The 15,458-nt window shown below is 72.2% G+C and carries 16 protein-coding genes and 1 pseudogene; 10 read left to right on the top strand and 7 right to left on the bottom strand.

Annotated elements, in window-relative coordinates:
* Nucleotides 1-11: 11 nt before the first annotated feature.
* The 3 genes from ACXR8F_RS06765 to ACXR8F_RS06755 form a co-directional block, all read right to left on the bottom strand.
* Complete coding sequence (locus ACXR8F_RS06765; protein WP_045189667.1) at nt 12-869, bottom strand: HAD family hydrolase; 858 nt, start codon at nt 867-869, stop codon at nt 12-14.
* A 144-nt stretch (nt 870-1,013) separates the two neighbouring features.
* Nucleotides 1,014-2,315, bottom strand: a complete 1,302-nt coding sequence (locus ACXR8F_RS06760; RefSeq protein WP_458799559.1) for a dihydrolipoyl dehydrogenase family protein — start codon at nt 2,313-2,315, stop codon at nt 1,014-1,016.
* Entirely contained in the window at nt 2,213-3,322 is a 1,110-nt protein-coding gene (locus ACXR8F_RS06755) for an EamA family transporter (protein ID WP_458799289.1), read from the bottom strand. Before ACXR8F_RS06755 ends, ACXR8F_RS06760 begins: the two co-directional genes overlap by 103 nt.
* A gap of 39 nt (nt 3,323-3,361) precedes the next feature.
* On the opposite strand from ACXR8F_RS06755, the gene ACXR8F_RS06750 reads away from it, so the two are divergent.
* From ACXR8F_RS06750 to ACXR8F_RS06740, 3 genes are all read left to right on the top strand, one after another.
* A complete protein-coding gene (locus ACXR8F_RS06750; protein ID WP_458799288.1) occupies nt 3,362-3,871 on the top strand; it encodes a MarR family winged helix-turn-helix transcriptional regulator in 510 nt (169 codons plus the stop codon).
* An 82-nt stretch (nt 3,872-3,953) separates the two neighbouring features.
* The gene (locus ACXR8F_RS06745) at nt 3,954-4,688 is read left to right on the top strand and encodes a sulfite exporter TauE/SafE family protein (protein WP_458799286.1); all 735 of its coding nucleotides are present in this window, start codon (nt 3,954-3,956) and stop codon (nt 4,686-4,688) included.
* A 73-nt stretch (nt 4,689-4,761) separates the two neighbouring features.
* Nucleotides 4,762-5,157: a hypothetical protein gene (locus tag ACXR8F_RS06740; RefSeq protein WP_458799285.1), complete on the top strand. Its 396-nt coding sequence runs from the start codon at nt 4,762-4,764 to the stop codon at nt 5,155-5,157.
* 4 nt (nt 5,158-5,161) lie between these two features.
* Here ACXR8F_RS06740 and ACXR8F_RS06735 read toward each other — a convergent pair whose 3' ends face one another.
* On the bottom strand, nt 5,162-6,214 hold the full coding sequence (locus ACXR8F_RS06735; RefSeq protein ID WP_458799284.1) for a LacI family DNA-binding transcriptional regulator: 1,053 nt from the start codon (nt 6,212-6,214) through the stop codon (nt 5,162-5,164).
* Nucleotides 6,215-6,333: 119 nt separating this feature from the next.
* On the opposite strand from ACXR8F_RS06735, the gene ACXR8F_RS06730 reads away from it, so the two are divergent.
* Nucleotides 6,334-7,512: a phytanoyl-CoA dioxygenase family protein gene (locus tag ACXR8F_RS06730; protein ID WP_458799283.1), complete on the top strand. Its 1,179-nt coding sequence runs from the start codon at nt 6,334-6,336 to the stop codon at nt 7,510-7,512.
* 74 nt (nt 7,513-7,586) lie between these two features.
* Here ACXR8F_RS06730 and ACXR8F_RS06725 read toward each other — a convergent pair whose 3' ends face one another.
* A complete protein-coding gene (locus ACXR8F_RS06725; RefSeq protein ID WP_458799282.1) occupies nt 7,587-8,399 on the bottom strand; it encodes a TIM barrel protein in 813 nt (270 codons plus the stop codon).
* Complete coding sequence (locus ACXR8F_RS06720; protein ID WP_458799281.1) at nt 8,396-9,427, bottom strand: Gfo/Idh/MocA family oxidoreductase; 1,032 nt, start codon at nt 9,425-9,427, stop codon at nt 8,396-8,398. The genes ACXR8F_RS06725 and ACXR8F_RS06720 overlap by 4 nt, the downstream gene beginning before the upstream one ends.
* Nucleotides 9,428-9,544: 117 nt before the next feature.
* Here ACXR8F_RS06720 and ACXR8F_RS06715 point away from each other — a divergent pair, with 117 nt between their 5' ends.
* The 6 genes and pseudogenes from ACXR8F_RS06715 (at nt 9,545) to ACXR8F_RS06690 (ending at nt 14,229) form a co-directional block, all read left to right on the top strand.
* On the top strand, nt 9,545-10,573 hold the full coding sequence (locus tag ACXR8F_RS06715) for a LacI family DNA-binding transcriptional regulator (protein ID WP_458799280.1): 1,029 nt from the start codon (nt 9,545-9,547) through the stop codon (nt 10,571-10,573).
* 23 nt (nt 10,574-10,596) lie between these two features.
* Nucleotides 10,597-11,355, top strand: a complete 759-nt coding sequence (locus ACXR8F_RS06710; RefSeq protein ID WP_458799279.1) for an alpha/beta fold hydrolase — start codon at nt 10,597-10,599, stop codon at nt 11,353-11,355.
* 90 nt (nt 11,356-11,445) lie between these two features.
* Nucleotides 11,446-11,676: pseudogene (locus tag ACXR8F_RS06705) on the top strand (hypothetical protein); the annotation flags it as partial.
* Nucleotides 11,677-12,557: 881 nt separating this feature from the next.
* Nucleotides 12,558-13,178 (top strand): ribonuclease H family protein, encoded by a 621-nt coding sequence (locus ACXR8F_RS06700; RefSeq protein WP_458799278.1) that lies wholly within the window; start codon nt 12,558-12,560, stop codon nt 13,176-13,178.
* 35 nt (nt 13,179-13,213) lie between these two features.
* Nucleotides 13,214-13,651, top strand: coding sequence for a VOC family protein (locus tag ACXR8F_RS06695; protein ID WP_458799277.1), 438 nt, complete (start codon nt 13,214-13,216; stop codon nt 13,649-13,651).
* 26 nt (nt 13,652-13,677) lie between these two features.
* The gene (locus tag ACXR8F_RS06690) at nt 13,678-14,229 is read left to right on the top strand and encodes a DinB family protein (RefSeq protein WP_458799276.1); all 552 of its coding nucleotides are present in this window, start codon (nt 13,678-13,680) and stop codon (nt 14,227-14,229) included.
* 93 nt (nt 14,230-14,322) lie between these two features.
* Here the strand turns inward: ACXR8F_RS06690 and ACXR8F_RS06685 are convergent, their stop codons facing one another.
* Complete coding sequence (locus ACXR8F_RS06685) at nt 14,323-15,336, bottom strand: hypothetical protein (protein ID WP_458799275.1); 1,014 nt, start codon at nt 15,334-15,336, stop codon at nt 14,323-14,325.
* Nucleotides 15,337-15,458 lie beyond the last annotated feature (122 nt).

The following is a 15,458-nucleotide window of genomic DNA, read 5'->3' as shown; positions in this document are numbered from 1 at the left end:
CCCTGTCCTGGCTAGAGCTCGAGCCGAGCCGTGGCGGCGGACTGCACGCCGTCGCGGAACGGCACGCCGTCGCGCGCGGCCTGGCCGACGGCCTCGAGGACGGGGGCCAGACCGTCGTCGTCGACGTGTCCCGCGACCTCGTCGGCGATGGCCTTGACCTGGTCGGGGGCGTTGCCCATGGCGACGCCCCAGGCGGCCCAGTGGAGCATCTCGAGGTCGTTGCGCTGGTCTCCGCAGGCGACGGTGTGGATCGGCTCGACCTGCAGGTGCCGCCGCACGAGCTCGAGGGCACTGGCCTTGGAGACGCCCTCGGGGTTGATGTCGAGCCACGCGGACCAGCCGACGGCGTAGGACACCCCGTGCAGGCCGGCGCGCTCGACGAGCTCCATGAACTCCTCGGCGGTCGCCTCGGGCTGGCGCAGCGTGACGCGGGTGACGGGGTGCGCGATGAGCTCGTCCCAGTCGACCTCACGGGACTCGCCCATCAGCTCGCCGTCGGGGAAGTGCTTGCTCACCTTGAAGCCGACGCCGGGCTCCTCGACGGCGATGAGCGCGTCGGGCAGTGCGACGCGCATCTTCTCGAGCACCGCGCGGGGGTCGAAGGTCACCATGTCGATGATCGAGTAGCCCTGCGGCGATGAGGGATCGAGCTGGAGGGTCAGCGCGCCGTTGGAGCAGACGGCGTAGCCCTGGCGCAGGCCGAGCGCCTCCAGCACCGGGGTGGTCGCGATGATCGAGCGGCCGGTGGCGACGACGACCGCGACGTCGTCGGGCAGGGCGCGCACCGCGTCACGCACACGGTCGGACAGCTCGCCCATGTGGTTGAGGGTGGTGCCGTCGAGGTCGAGGGCGAGCAGTCGCTGAGCCATGCGCTCACCGTATCGCCCGGTTCGTGGCGCTCTCACGGCCCGGGGGCCCTCGTCACCCGCCCGTCACCCGCCGGCACCGACACGTCACGCGCCGGACACCGCGTCACCGTTCCGTCGGGCGCGACAGTGACGCGGCGTGCGCCGTCAGGCCAGGCGCCCGAGGGCGTCCTCGATGCCACGGTGCAGGGTCGGGTAGGCGTAGATCATCGAGCGCAGCCGGTCGATCGGCACCTGCCCGTGCACTGCGACGGCCAGCGCGCCGAGCACCTCGCCGCCGGCCGGACCCACGACCGTCGCGCCGACGAGCACTCCGCGGTCGGCGTCGGCCACGACCTTGATCAGCCCGTCGGCCTTGGCGATCCAGCCGCGCGTGGTCTCGCCGAGCGGGGTCAGCCCGACCTCGACGTTCGAGAGCTCGTCACGGGCCTGCGCCTCCGTCAGGCCGACGGCGCCCAGCTCGGGGTCGGTGAACGTGACGCGCGGAAGAGCCGCGTACTCGGCGGGGGGTCCGCCCTCCCCCAGGACGTCACGGATGACGACTCCGGCCTGGTACATCGAGACGTGTGTGAACGCGCCCTTGCCCGTGATGTCGCCGACGGCCCAGACCCCGTCGGCGACGCGACAGCGGTCGTCGACGGGTGCGGTGCGCGCGTCCTTCGCGACGCCGACGCGGTCGAGACCGACGTCGGCGGGGTCGGCGCTCCGGCCGGCGGCCACGAGCAGCTCGTCCGACGTGAGGGTCGAGCCGTCGGCGAGTGTGAGGGTGAACGTCGACCCGTCGTGGGTGACCTTCTCGGCGCCGACACCCTCGCGGACCGTGACCCCGTCTGCCTCGAGCGCCTGGCGCAGCGCGTCCGACGCCTCGGGCTCCTCACGGGCGACGATGCGGTCGGCGGCCTCGACGATCGTGACCTCGACGCCGAAGCGGGCCACGGCCTGGCCGAGCTCGCAGCCGATGGCGCCGCCACCGAGGATCACGAGCGAGCCCGGCAGCTCCTTGGCCTCGATGATCTCGTGGTTGCTCCAGTAGGGAGTGTCGGCCAGCCCTTCGACCGGCGGGAGGGCCGTCTTCGTGCCGGTGTTGACGACGATGCCGCGGGTGGCGGTGTAGGTCGTGCCGTCGACATCGACCCGACCGGGGCCGGCGATGGTGCCGGTGCCACGGACGAAGGTCGCGCCCTTGCCGGTGAGCCGGTCGACCGCGACCTGGTCGTCCCAGTCGTCGGTGGCCTCGTCGCGGATGCGGGTCGCGACCACCGACCAGTCGGGGGCGACCGCGCCCACGGTGCCGGCGAGGCCGTCGACCCGCCGGGCCTCCGCCAGCGCGTCGGCGGCCCGGATGATCATCTTCGACGGGATGCAGCCCCAGTAGGGGCACTCACCGCCGACGAGGCGGTTGTCGACGCCGAGCACCCGCTGGCCGCGTTGGGCCAGGGTGCCTGCCACGTGTTCACCACCGGGGCCGAGGCCGATGACGATGACGTCGAAGGTGTGGTCGGAGTCCGTGGCCATGCCTCAGCCTTACCCGGTCGTGTCGCGCTGGCCAGTCCCCGGCCGTATGCCGGTCGGTGCGCCAGGCGGGCGAGGCGGGCCCTCACGGGGTCCTGGGCGGCGACGACGCTGGCGACGACGAGCACCAACCCGCCGAGGTGGACGGCACCGAAGTGCTCACCGAGCAGCACGACGCCGAGCAGCACACCGACGACGGGGTTGACGAGGCCGATGATCGAGGCTGCGGTCGGACCGAGGACGGTCAGGCCGCGGAACCACAGCACGTAGGCGAGCCCGCTGCCGACGAGCCCGAGGTAGAGCAGCGCGCCGACCACAGCGAGGTCGAGTGCCGGTGGCGCGCCCTCGACCGCGAGTCCGATGGGCAGCAGCACGAGTCCGCCCCCGACGAGCTGCCACGAGGTCACCGTCACGACGTCGGCCGGCGGCGCCCACTTCTTCGTCAGGACGAAGCCGAACGACGAGAGCACGACGGCGAGCAGTCCGGCTGCGAGCCCCACCGGGTCGAGGGGTCTGTCGAGGCCGTTCTGCAGGACGAGCAGCGCCACACCGAACAGCCCGACGAGACCGGCGGCCAACGAGATCCGCGCCGGACGGCTGGCCAGCACGAGTCGGGCGACCGCCATGGTGACCATGGGGGCGGTGGCGACGAGCGTCGCGCCCAGACCGCTCGGGAGGCGGTAGGCGGCGACGAAGAGCAGCGCGTAGAAGAGGCCGATGTTGAGCGAGCCGAGCACGAGCGAGCGCCACCACCAGTCCCGGCGGGGCAGGCGGCGCAGCCACACGAGCATGAGCAGACCGACCGGGAGCGCTCGCACCGTCGCGGCGAAGAGCGGGCGTCCCGGCGGCAGCCACTGCTGTGTGACGGCATACGTCGAGCCCCAGATGGCGGCGGGCAGAGCGGTGAGGGCGACGGTGCCCCAGCCCACGCGACTGTCTTCCATGGAAGATAAAATACCTTCCAGAGAAGATATATTCCAGCCATGCGAGCCACAGCCCCACCCGCCGCGGACCACGCCCAGCACGTCGTCGATCAGTGGGCGGCGGTGCGGCCCGACCTCGACGCGAGCCCGGTCCTCGTCATCGGGCGGCTCCACCGGGTGGCACTGGCCCTGACCACCGAGCTCGTGAAGGTCTACAACGCGCACGGCCTCGGCGAGGGCGACTTCGACGTGCTCGCGACCCTGAGGCGCACGGGCGAGCCGTACGAGCTCACCCCGTCCGGGCTCATGGACCAGACGATGGTGACCTCCGGCGCCGTGACGAAGCGGCTCGACCGGCTCGAGGGCGCCGGCCTCGTCTCGCGGCGGGTCGCCCAGGACGACCGGCGCAGCCGCATCGTCGTGCTCACCGACAAGGGCCGCGAGCTCATCGACCGGGCCGCGCCCGAGCACTTCGCGAACGAGGCCCGCCTGCTCGAGCCCCTCACCGAGACCGAGCGCGAGACGCTGGCGAGGCTGCTCGCCAAGCTCGGCGCACCCCTCGGGGTGTGACGGCCGGACCGTCGCCGCAAGGCCACCTCCAGGAGTGGACGGCGCCGCGCGAGGACGGCAGGGCGGCATACGCTCGCGTGCCATGACGGTGTCGGCGCTGGTGCTGCTCGCGGTGGCCGCGCTGCTCGTGGGCTTCGCCAAGACCGCGATCGGGGGCGTCGCCAGCATCGCGGTCGCGATCTTCGCGTTCGTGCTGCCCACGCGGGAGTCGACCGCCGCGATCCTGCTGCTGCTCATCGTCGGCGACGCCGTCGCGGTGTGGCACTACCGACACGACGCCGACTGGCGGCTCATCCGGCAGCTCGTGCCCGCCGTGCTGCCCGGGCTCGCGCTGGGCGCCCTCTTCCTCGCCTGGGTGGACGACACGATGTTGCGGCGCTCGATCGGGGTGCTCCTGCTCGTGCTCGCCGCCCTGCAGCTCGTGCTCACCTGGCGCTCGACCGACACCTCGAGGGTGGGAGCCTCACGCGCCGCGGCCATCGGCACGGGGGCCGCGGCCGGGTTCGCCACGATGACGGCGAACGCCGCGGGGCCGGTGATGACGCTCTACCTCGTCGCACAGGGGGTCGAGAAGCTGCGGTTCCTCGGCACGAGCGCGCTCTTCTTCTTCGGCGTCAACCTGTGCAAGCTCCCCTTCAGCGCCGGGCTCGGGCTGTTCGATGCCGACACGGTGCGGCGCACCGCCCTGCTGGTTCCCTTCGTGCTCGTGGGGACCTGGCTGGGGCTGCACACGGCGCGGCGCCTCAGCCAGAGCCGGTTCGACCAGGCGGTGCTCGCCGCGACCGTCGTCTCTGCCATCGCCCTCGTCGTCCGCTGAGCCCTCGCGCCGGGTCTGCGAGAGGGCGAGAACGATCAAGTGCGGCTCGTGCGCCCGGCTCGATGCTCGAGGTATGGGCAACGACACCGAGACCACCGTCCCGACGAGCAGCCTCGCGCCGACGAGCTTCGACACGCTGCCGTGGGCACCACCACTCGCGTCCCGGACGCCGGCGCCCCGCGTCGTGCCCGAGCCGCCCCGACGAGGCGAGGTCGGCGGCGAGCCGTGCGGCGTGTGCGACGGCCACTCGACGAGCGCCGTGTGGAGCGACGAGCACTGGACCCTGCACCCGCCGGTCGGCGCCAGCCTGCCCGGCACGGTCTGGATGGCGAGCCCGAGACCGCTCGGGATGCTCGACGCGAGCGGCCCCCTGCTGCCCCTCTGGGAGGACGTGCTGCCGAACGTCTCCGACGAGGCCATCCGCGAGGCCGCCCAACGCGTCGCGGTCGCCCTGGCGCGGACGGCCTGACCGGTCACGTCGGCAGCAGACGCGCCGGCAGGTTGTGCGGTGTCACCACCTCGACGTTCGCCGCCACCGAGGTCGGCGCACCGGGAAGCACCCGGTGGGCCCGGAGCACCTGGCGCAGGGCCCGGCGCATGTCGGCGCGGAGGTCGTGGTGCAGCACGGCGTGCAGCATCCCGCCGGCCAGCAGGTCCACGTTGTCGACATCGAGGTCGTGCGCCACGAACACCCGGTACTCACGACCGATGCGCTCGAACTCGGCTGCGATGGCTCGGTTTCCGCCGCCGACGGAGTAGACGGCGCAGAGACGCGGATCCCGGGCGAGCGCCTCCCGGACCGCCCCCGCCAGCGTCGCGTCGAGGCCGTCGGTGTCGCTGACGACGGTGGTCCGCAGCGTCGGCACCTCCCGAGCAAGCTGACCGACGAACGCCTCGACACGCTCGCGCTCGCCGTAGAACGACGACCGGCTCATCGTCACGAGCACCGTCCCGCGCGAGCGCCCGGTCCAGCGTGCGACGAGGTAGGCGGCCGTCCGGCCCGCGGCGGCGTTGTCCAGCCCGACGTAGGCCGCCCTCCCGGAGTCGTGCACGTCGGTGACCAGAGTGACGACGGGGATGCCACGGGCTGCCACCCGGCGGGCCGCGGCGGCGACGTCCGGGTCGTCCGGCGCCTTGAGCAGCACGCCGTGCGAGAGGCGGCCCCGGCGTCCGACGGCATCGAGCGAGGCGACCGCTGCCGCCGGGTCGGCGCTCTCGCGCAGGTCGAACCGGGCCCGCAGGACTGCGGGCCGCGCGCCCGACAGCTCGGCTTCGAGCGCCGCCCTGACGGCTGCCGAGAAGCGCTCCGGCGCCTGCATCACAACGTCGACGATGAAGGTCCTCGCCGCGACGCGCACCTGCGACTGCTGCCGGTCGAGGTCGAGGAGCGCCTGCTCGACGGAGCGCACCGCGCGGACGCTCGCGGTGCCTCGGCCGTTGAGCACCCGGTCGACCGTCGCCTCGGACAGGCCCGCCTGCTCTGCGATGTCGCGCACGCGGTGAGGTCGGGACGGACGTGGGGCCATGAGCCGAGGCTATGGCGCCTGATGGGTTTTTGATGGGTTCTCGCGACCGCAGGCCAGCACCTGACTCGCATGCTGGGAGCAGGCCCACCACCGGGCCCGCACCCGTCGAGGAGGACGTCGTGACCACCACCAGCCGCCACAGCCCGCACTGGCTGCTCCCCGAGCACTGTCGCCTCGAGGACCTGCTCGCGGTCCTCGCAGACCGCACGCGACCCGGCGACTACCCGCACGCGACCCGGCTCGAGCGCGACGTGGTCGTCTACGACATGACCGGGCTCGACGGCATACGCCATGACGCGGCAGCGCGGCGTGACCTGCTCGCGGAGCTGGCCCGCGCCCTCTCGGACGGGCCGGGCATCGTCGTCTTCGAACACGCCTTCACCGCCGGGACGGTCGACCGGGTCACCGCGGCCTTCGAGGGGATGATCGCCGAGCAGCGCTCTGCCGGAATGCAGTCCGGTGACCACTTCGGCAAGCCCGGCGCCAACGACCGCGTCTGGAACGCGCTCGAGAAGCTCGCCGTCACCGACCCCGAGGCCTTCGTCGACTACTACGCCAACGACGTCGTGGCCCTCGCGGCGACCGCGTGGCTCGGCCCCGGCTACCAGGTCACGTCGCAGGTCAACGTCGTCAACCCGGGAGGCGCCGGCCAGACCGTGCACCGCGACTACCACCTCGGCTTCCAGAGCGACGAGGTGTGCGCCCGCTACCCGTCGCACGTGCACGCCCTGTCACAGGTGCTGACGCTGCAGGGAGCCGTGGCCCACTGCGACATGCCCGTCGAGTCGGGGCCGACGCTCTACCTGCCGCACAGCCAGAAGTACGCGCACGGCTACGTCGCGTACCAGCGCCCCGAGTTCCAGGCGTACTTCGTCGAGCACCACGTGCAGCTGCCGCTCGCCAAAGGCGACGCCGTCTTCTTCAACCCGGCGCTCTTCCACGCCGCCGGCTCCAACCACTCCCGCGACATCCGCCGCATGGCGAACCTGCTCCAGATCTCGTCGGCGTTCGGGCGCGCCATGGAGAGCGTCGACCGGCAGCGCGTCGTCGAGGCGGTGTTCCCGCCGCTGGTGGCGGCCCGGGCAGGACGCCTCACCGGGGCGGAGGTCGCGAACGTCGTGGCGGCGAGCGCCGAGGGCTACGCGTTCCCGACGAACCTCGACCGCGACCAGCCGATCGGCGGCCTCGCACCGCCGAGCCAGGCCGACGTGGTGCTGGCAGCCCTGGCCGACGGGACGAGCGCGGACGAGCTGCACCGACGGCTCGAGGCCCAGGCCGAGGCACGCCGCACGCACTGACCCCCGACCCCAGCCCCGTTCGAGGTATGTGCGCGTCAGATGTGACGCGGAGACACCTCGAACGGCAGGCGGGGTCAGAGGGTGAAGGCGTCGCGGAAACGCGTGAGCGCCAGCTCCGGGTCGCCCGAAGCCCAGGCCTCGAGGCCGACGGTGCCGCGGTAGCCCATGTCGGCGAGCGCGCGGGCGACCGCGGGGTAGGCGATCTCGCCGGTGCCGGGCTCGCATCGCCCGGGCACGTCCGCGACCTGGATCTCGCCGATCCACGGCAGGGCCCGGCGGCACAGCTCGATGAGGTTCCCCTCGCCGATCTGGGCGTGGTAGAGGTCGAGCATCAGGCGAAGGTGCGGGCTGTCGACCGACTCGACGAGCGCGAGGCAGTCGGTCGCCCGCGCGAACGGCGTGCCGGGGTGGTCGACCTCGGTGTTGAGGTTCTCGAGCACGAACTGCACCCCTTCGCGCTCCCCCAGGTCGGCGATCCGGCCCAGCGTCTCGCGGGCCCGGAGCCACATCGGCCCGGTCACCTCGGCGGACGGCACGACGGGCAGGCCGCGGCCGTCGAGGCCGGTGCCGTGCAGGTTGAGCCGGGGGATGCCGAGGCGCTGGGCGACCGGCACCGACTCGGCAGCGGTCGCAAGCAGCTCGTCGGCGCCCTCACGGTCGGCGAGGCGTCCGCGCACGTAGCCCGTCATGGACGAGTAGACGACGCCTTCGTCACGCAAAGCCACGAGCGCGTCGATGTCGTGCGTGGTCCAGTCCCAGATCTCGACAGCGAAGCCGAGCTCGTGGATGCGGCGCACCCGCTCGACCACGGGCAGGTCGACGAAGACCATCTCCGAGCTGACGGCCAGCGTGAAGGGAGAACCGGACTGTGGCGCAGGGGCGCTCATGCGACGACCTCACGGTCGGCGTCGCGCACGGCGACCGTCGAGCCGGTCTCGCAGGCCTCGATGCAGGCGAGCGCGACCCGCAGCGCGGCGCGGGCATCCTGTCCGCCGACGAGCGTGGGCCCGCCCGCGCGGACGGCGCGACAGAACGCGGCGAGCTCGGCGGCATACGCGTCGTCCATGAGGTCGGTGTCCTGGCGCGCGGTCGGGGCGGCGACGCCGTCGGCCGTCCAGAGGGAGGTCGTCAGGTGCGCGGGGCTGCCGGCCTGCACCATGCCGGCCGAGCCGAAGACCTCGCCGCGCACGTCGTAGCCGTAGGCCGCGGAGAAGCTCGCCTCTGCGACCGCGATAGCGCCGTTGTCGTAGCGGATCGTGACGACGGCGGTGTCGAGCAGCCCGGCGTCCTTGAAGTGCGGCGCGACGAGCGCGTCGGCCATGACGCTCACCTCGACCGCGCGGGCGCCGGCGTTGAACCAGTTGAGCGCGTCGAAGTCGTGGATGAGCGTCTGCGTGAAGATCGTCCACGGCGGCACCGCCCCGGGGTCGGCGAGGCCGGGGTCCCGGGTGAGCGAGCGCAGCAGCTGGGGCGTGCCGATGCGCCCCGCCGCGACCGCCTCGTGGGCCATCGCGAAGTCCCGGGCGAACCTCCGGTTGAAACCGACCTGCAGAGGTATGCCGGCCGCCTCGGCCGCTGCGATCGCGCGGTCGGCGTCTGCGAGGGTCATCGCCATCGGCTTCTCGACGAAGACGGCCTTGCCTGCTCGCGCGGCGGCCACGACGAGGTCGGCGTGGGCAGTGCTGGCGCAGGTGATGGCGACGGCCTCGATGCGCTCGTCGTCGATGAGGGCCTGGGGGTCGGTGAGCCAGTCGACACCGAGGTCGTCGCCGAGTCGTCGGGCGTTGGCTTCGAACGGGTCGGCGACCGTGACGAGCTCGGCCTCGGACAACCGGCGCGAGAGGGTCGTGGCGTGGTGGGTCCCGATGCGGCCGCAGCCGATGAGGCCGATGCGGACGGGGGCGGGCGTGGTCATGGAAGCTCCTTCGGTTCACGCTGACTAGAGCGCTCTAGTAGTCCAGTGAAGAGCCTCGCCCGACTGTTCGTCAAGCGTTCTGCGCAGAATCTCTGGAGCGCTCTAGACTCTGGACCCATGACGGGGAGACGGGTGACGATGGAGGACGTCGCTGCGCAGGCGGGCGTCTCGCGCGCGCTCGTCTCGATCGTCTTCCGCGGCGTCACCGGTGCCTCCGACGAGACGCGGGCCCGGGTGCTCGAGGCGGCGCGCGAGCTCGACTACCGGCCCGACACACGGGCGAGCCGCCTCGGTCGTGGGCGCACCCGGATGCTCGGTGTGACCTTCGCCGTCGGGCACGCGTTCCACGGCGAGATCCTGGGCAGCCTCTACTCCGAGGCCGACTCGGCGGGCTACGAGATCGTGCTCAGCGGCGTCACCCCGGTCCGCGACGACCGGGCGGCGGTCGACACCCTGCTCGCCGAGCGGTGCGAGGGGCTCGTCCTGGTCGGAAGCGGCCTGGCCTCGACCGACCTGCGGCGACTGGGCGAAGGTCTGCCCGTCGTCAGCCTGCTGCGCCCCGTGCGCGAGGCGCAGGTCGAGGTCGTGCGCACCGACGACGCGCTCGGGCTGCGGCTCGCCGTCGAGCACCTGCGCGGCCTCGGCCACCAGCGGATCGCCCTGCTCGACGGGGGCCGCGCGCCGGGCGCCGCCGAGCGGCGACAGGGCTATCGGCGCGGACTGCGGGTCAGTCCCGGGCTGGACGAGGTCGTGCTCGACGGCGGCCTCACCGAGCTCGACGGGGCACGGGCGGCCACGGCCTTCCTCGCGCTCGGCGGCGAGCGGCCGAGCGCCGTCGCCGCCTTCAACGACCGGTGCGCGCTGGGGTTCGTCGACGTCGTGCGGCAGGCCGGATTACGAGTCCCCGAGGACGTCTCGGTCGTCGGTTTCGACGACATCGAGCAGGCGGCCTACCCCCACGTCGCGTTGACGACCGTGCGCCAGGACGCCGCGCGGCTGGGGGCCGAGGCGGTGCGGGCCGTCACGTCGCGACTGGAGGGTGCGACCGGGCCGGAGGGGGGCCCCACGCCGGACGGCGCGGTCGTCGAGCCGGAGCTCGTCGTGCGCCGCAGCACTGCAGCGCCTCCTCAGGGCGAGGCCTCGTGACGCCCTCCGATGTCGTCGCAGACGTGAGAGACCAGCACTCCGACGTCCGCGGGCGCATCGTCCACTCGATGGCCTTCGGCCAGCACCTGACGGACACGAGTCCGCTCGTCGTCATCCTCCCCGGACTCGGCCTGCCGTTCTACACGCGGCCGACGGCACGAACCGTCGCAGCGCGGGGTCTGAAGTGCACCGTGCTCGACCTGCCCGGGTTCGGCTCCAGCCGGCCGCGGCCGACGCGTCCGACCGTCCACGCCATCGGGATGACCGCGGCCCGGTGGATCGAGCTGCAGGCGCCACACCGCCCGGTGCTCGTGCTCGGGCACTCGACCGGCGCCCAGGCCGCCCTCACCGCTGCGCTCGCTCTCAGCGCACGCCGACGAGACGTCGCCCTCGTCATGGCCGGCCCGACCTTCACCCCGGACCAACGGCGGCTGGTCCGGCTCGCGGCGACCGTGCCGCGGGCGTACCGCCACGACCGGCCCGACGAGGTCGACCCCGCCGAGCTCTACCGCGGCCGCACGGGCATCGTCGCGATGCTCCACTCAGGGCTGCACGACGCCATCGAGCAGCGCATCCCCGACCTACGTCTCCCGCTGACGCTCACCGCGGGTGTCGACGACGCGTTCGCACCGGTCGACTGGCTCGACCTGCTCGCACGCTCGGCGCGCCAGGCACCGAGCGTGCGCACGTCGCTGCTGAACGGGTCGCACAACAACCTCTTCACCCATCCCGAAGAGGTCGCCGAGCTCGTCGTCCTCGCCGCAGCCGACGTCGCACGCTGACCCGGGGAGCATCCTGCAGCCAGCCCATCGGACAGCGGAAACCCCTGGCTGAGAGCGCGATCCGCCGAGGGCGAGCCGGGCTACCTGCCGCTCGGTGGCGGCTCGACGCTGTCGGGCTGGCCGCGGACGGCGTCGTGGGACTTCGTCGCGGTCGGGCGCGGCCACGACACGGCGTACTGGACCGAGTTCCTGCGCGCCCTGCACAGGATCGACCCGGACATGCCCGTCAACATCGAGCACGAGGACCAGGAGCTCGACCAGCTCGAGGGTCTGTGCTTCGCGGCGAACACGCCGACTGGGCGGTCGGCAATGCCGCGATGACCGAGGCCGCGTATGCCGCATCGGGCCTTCGGTGAGCACCGCACCTTGCGCTCGCGCGGACGATGGCGCTGCGCGGCGAGAGCACGAGGCCGTCGCCGCCCGCAGCACGGTCAGGACCAGGGGTTGTCGGCCTTGTCACGCATGCGTTTCGTCCACACGAGCTCTTGCTTGCCGCACCTCTGGCAGACCAGCATCTCCTTGTCCCCAGGCTTCCTGCGGAACTGGTGCCACCCCATGACGTGGCACGAAAGGGGCCAGATCTTCACGTCCCGATTCTCCTCCCCGCGCGAGGGCGACGCAGGCCTTTCCGGGTGTTCTCCACACGCCCACCGCCTCCACGCGACGAACAGCCCCGCTCGCCGTCGGGTGAGCGGGGCTGTTCACTTCGCCCATCTCAGGAATGGGCGCGGATACCGGCAGTCCCTCCACGAACCAGCCAACCTCCGTGTGACGTCTCCCTTGTCAGTTCGTCGTCATGATGTAGACGCCCGAGACCCCAGATCATGACGGCCTTTTGGGCACAGGTCGTGAGTTGCTGCTTTTGCCCTCGGCCAGGACCGGGGGCACCGGTCGGACCGTAGAGCTTCGAGGAGACTTCTGAGCGCGGCGCGACGCCAACCCAACGTCGGGGAAACTGGGTATGTGTCAGCCGAGAAACACCGCCGGCTGAGTCCGCGGTCACAGCGCGACGGCCGGAGACCTCGGGCACGCGACACACGCGTAGGGCAACAGCTCGAGGTCCGGTCGTCGGCCAGCCACCGGGACCCCGGCGCGGCTGCTCGGCCGAGCAGGCCTACGCTGCTGCCCTCGACCGAGCCATGAGGAGAACCGTGCTGGCCAAGTTTCCCGGACGCTGTACCCGCTGCCTGGAGCCGATCCGGGTGGGTGACGAGATCGTCGGCTCCCGCGGTGAGGCGAACGTCTGGGTGCACGCGGACTGCGGCTCCGAGCTCGCCCTCCCTGGCCTGGCGGCCCCGCCGGCAGCAGGAGCGGCGCGCGCCAGGACGGCGAGCACATCGCGGGCACCCAAGGCACCCAAGGCCCCAAAGCCCCCCAAGGCACCGATGGCGGCCCCCGACGGCGCGACGTTCGTCTACACGGACGGCGCCTGCTCGGGCAATCCCGGACCCGGCGGTTGGGCGTGGGCGATCGACCGCGACCAGTTCGCTTCCGGCGCAGAGCGACCCAGCACCAACCAGCGCATGGAGATCCGCGCGGCGCTCGAGGCCGTCACGGCGATCAGTGGACCGCTCGTGGTGGTGAGCGACTCGACGTACGTCGTCAACTGCTTCCGCGACCGGTGGTGGGACGGCTGGCTCAAGCGCGGCTGGACCACGTCGGCGAAGAAGCCGGTCGCAAACCGCGACCTGTGGGAGCCGCTCGTGACAGCCGTCAACGACCGCGGTGACGTCGCCTTCCAGTGGGTCAAGGGCCACTCCGGCCACGAGATGAACGACCTCGTCGACCAGCTCGCCGTGGCCGCCAGTCTCGGGCGGGACTGAGTGGCCCACGCGCGCTGACTCGGTAGCGTGCCTGCATGCCCATCAAGCTCGAGAACGTCGGTATCGCGGTCCGCGACCTCGAGGCGACGATCGCCTTCTTCACCGATCTCGGCCTCACCGTCCTCGGCCGTGACACGGTGAGCGGCGAGTGGACCGACACGGCCGTCGGCCTCGACGGCAACCACGCGAAGATCGCCATGCTCCAGACGCCGGACGGCAGCGGCCGCCTCGAGCTGTTCGAGTACATCCACCCGGACGCGATCGAGACCGAGCCCACCCTCCCGAACGAGATCGGCATGCACCGCGTGGCGTTCTCCGTCGACGACCTCGATGAGGCGCTGGCGATCGCGGCGAGGCACGGGTGCCACCCGCTGCGCGGCGTCGCCACCTACGAGGACGTCTACCGGCTCACGTACGTCCGCGGCCCCAGCGGCATCCTCGTGATGCTCGCCGAGGAGCTCCGGAAGGGCTGAGCGGCGAACTGCGCGACACTGGTCTCGTGGCCACCGACAGCTTGCCGGTCGTCGACCGGCAGCGCATCCACGACGAGCTGGAGCGCGCACGCGCCGACCTGCGCGACCTCGTCGCGCGCGCGACGCCTGACGACCTGCGTCGCCGCACCCGCGGGACGAGGTGGACCAACGGTCAGATGCTGTGGCACATGACGTTCGGCTTCCTGGTCGTACGCCGGTTGCTCCCGTTGGTGCGGCTGTTCGGTCGCCTGCCCGACCGGTTCAGCCGCGTCTTCGCCGCCGCCCTGGACGCCGCGACCCGGCCGTTCCACCACGTCAACTACCTCGGCTCCGTGGGCGGCGCCCACGTCTTCCACGGCCCTCGACTGACCGCCCGGCTCGACCGCACCATCGACGGCCTGCACCGACGCCTCGACGCCGAGACCGAGGAGGCCCTCGGTCGCCAGATGCACTTCCCGGTCGGGTGGGACCCGTTTTTCCGCGACACGATGACGCTCGCCCAGGTCTACGCGTACGCCGTGGAGCACTACGACTTCCACAGGGAGCAGCTCAGCATCGACGGGTCGAGGACGACCTGAGTCCCGGGCTCCGCGAAGCCGTGTGCGTGGAGCGGGGTGCCGGCGAACCCACCTCACCCAGCGGTGGAGTGGGTTCGCCGTCCCCCTCCCCGGTCAGGGAGCGGACCTCGGCACGAGACGGCTTCCCCCGGGCACCGGGAAGGGGAACCCGAGGTTCGCGAGCCGGCCGCGCACCTGGTTCTGGGCCTGGCAGTTGGAGACGCAGTCGGTCGGCGGGTTGGCCACCTCCGTGGCGTCGCCACCGGTGACGAAGCCCATCCGTCCGCCACTCGCGACGTCCCAGACCGACACGCCGCCACAGTGTCGGACGCTGGGCGTCACCGGCGTGGCGGTGTTGCACGCCGGGTTCGGCACGCGGTCGGCCACCTGGGCGCTGTCACGCGCGACGAAGCGCGGGGACAGGTCGTTGGCGATGTTGACGCGGGTGCTCACCTGCACGCAGAACTGGCCGGGCGGGCCCGTCTGCACGCTGGTGCAGCCCGAGCCCAGGAACTGGCCGACACGCGCCCGGAAGTTCGGGTTGTCGAAGTAGAACGGCGTCAGCCCGGCGGTGCCCGACGTGGCGAGGGTGTGGGTGACACGAGTCCTCGTGCCGTCACCTCGCTGCGGCTCCATCTGGAAGATGCCGCCCTGCGCACAGTCCTTGGCGGAGAGGGTCATCGACAGGCCCGTCCCCGTCCGCTGGAGCGACAGTCCCTCGCCGTCGAGCTCCACGGCGACCCCGCTGTTCAGCACGAGCCCGCGGTGGTCGGGAACCTTGCTCGCGAAGACGGGCGTGAACCGGCCTCCCGTCATGTCGAGCTCGTTCGGCGCGCCGGTGAAGGCCTGGTTCAGAACGGCGAAATCCACTGAGCGGACGTCGAACTGGGCGTAGCGGCCGCGCACGCCGAAGGTGCCTCCGAGCTGGTTGGCAGCAATGGTGGTGCGGATGCGGTCTGCCCCGGCTGCGGCGACGGTCACCCCCGTCGACAGGTTGACGAGACGGAAGCCACCGCCCTCGCAACCCTTGGACGACGCGGCCTGTGCCGGCACGGTGGTGACGGCCAGCGCGGATGCTGCCAGCGCCACCGCCCCCACGACCCCCAGTACTCGTCTCTTCACTGTCATGACCTGCTCCTCGGCGTTGAGTGTCACGGTGCGTGCCCGATCCTTCTCCCGAACACGGATGGCCGACCATCGGACATTGGTACTAGACCCTCCTAAACCCGCCACGCACGCTCCGTCGAGGT

The sequence above is a fragment of the Terrabacter sp. AAH1 genome (assembly GCF_054456855.1).
The sequence above is the reverse complement of the archived record's forward strand: the minus strand, read 5'-3'. Positions and strand labels throughout refer to the sequence as shown.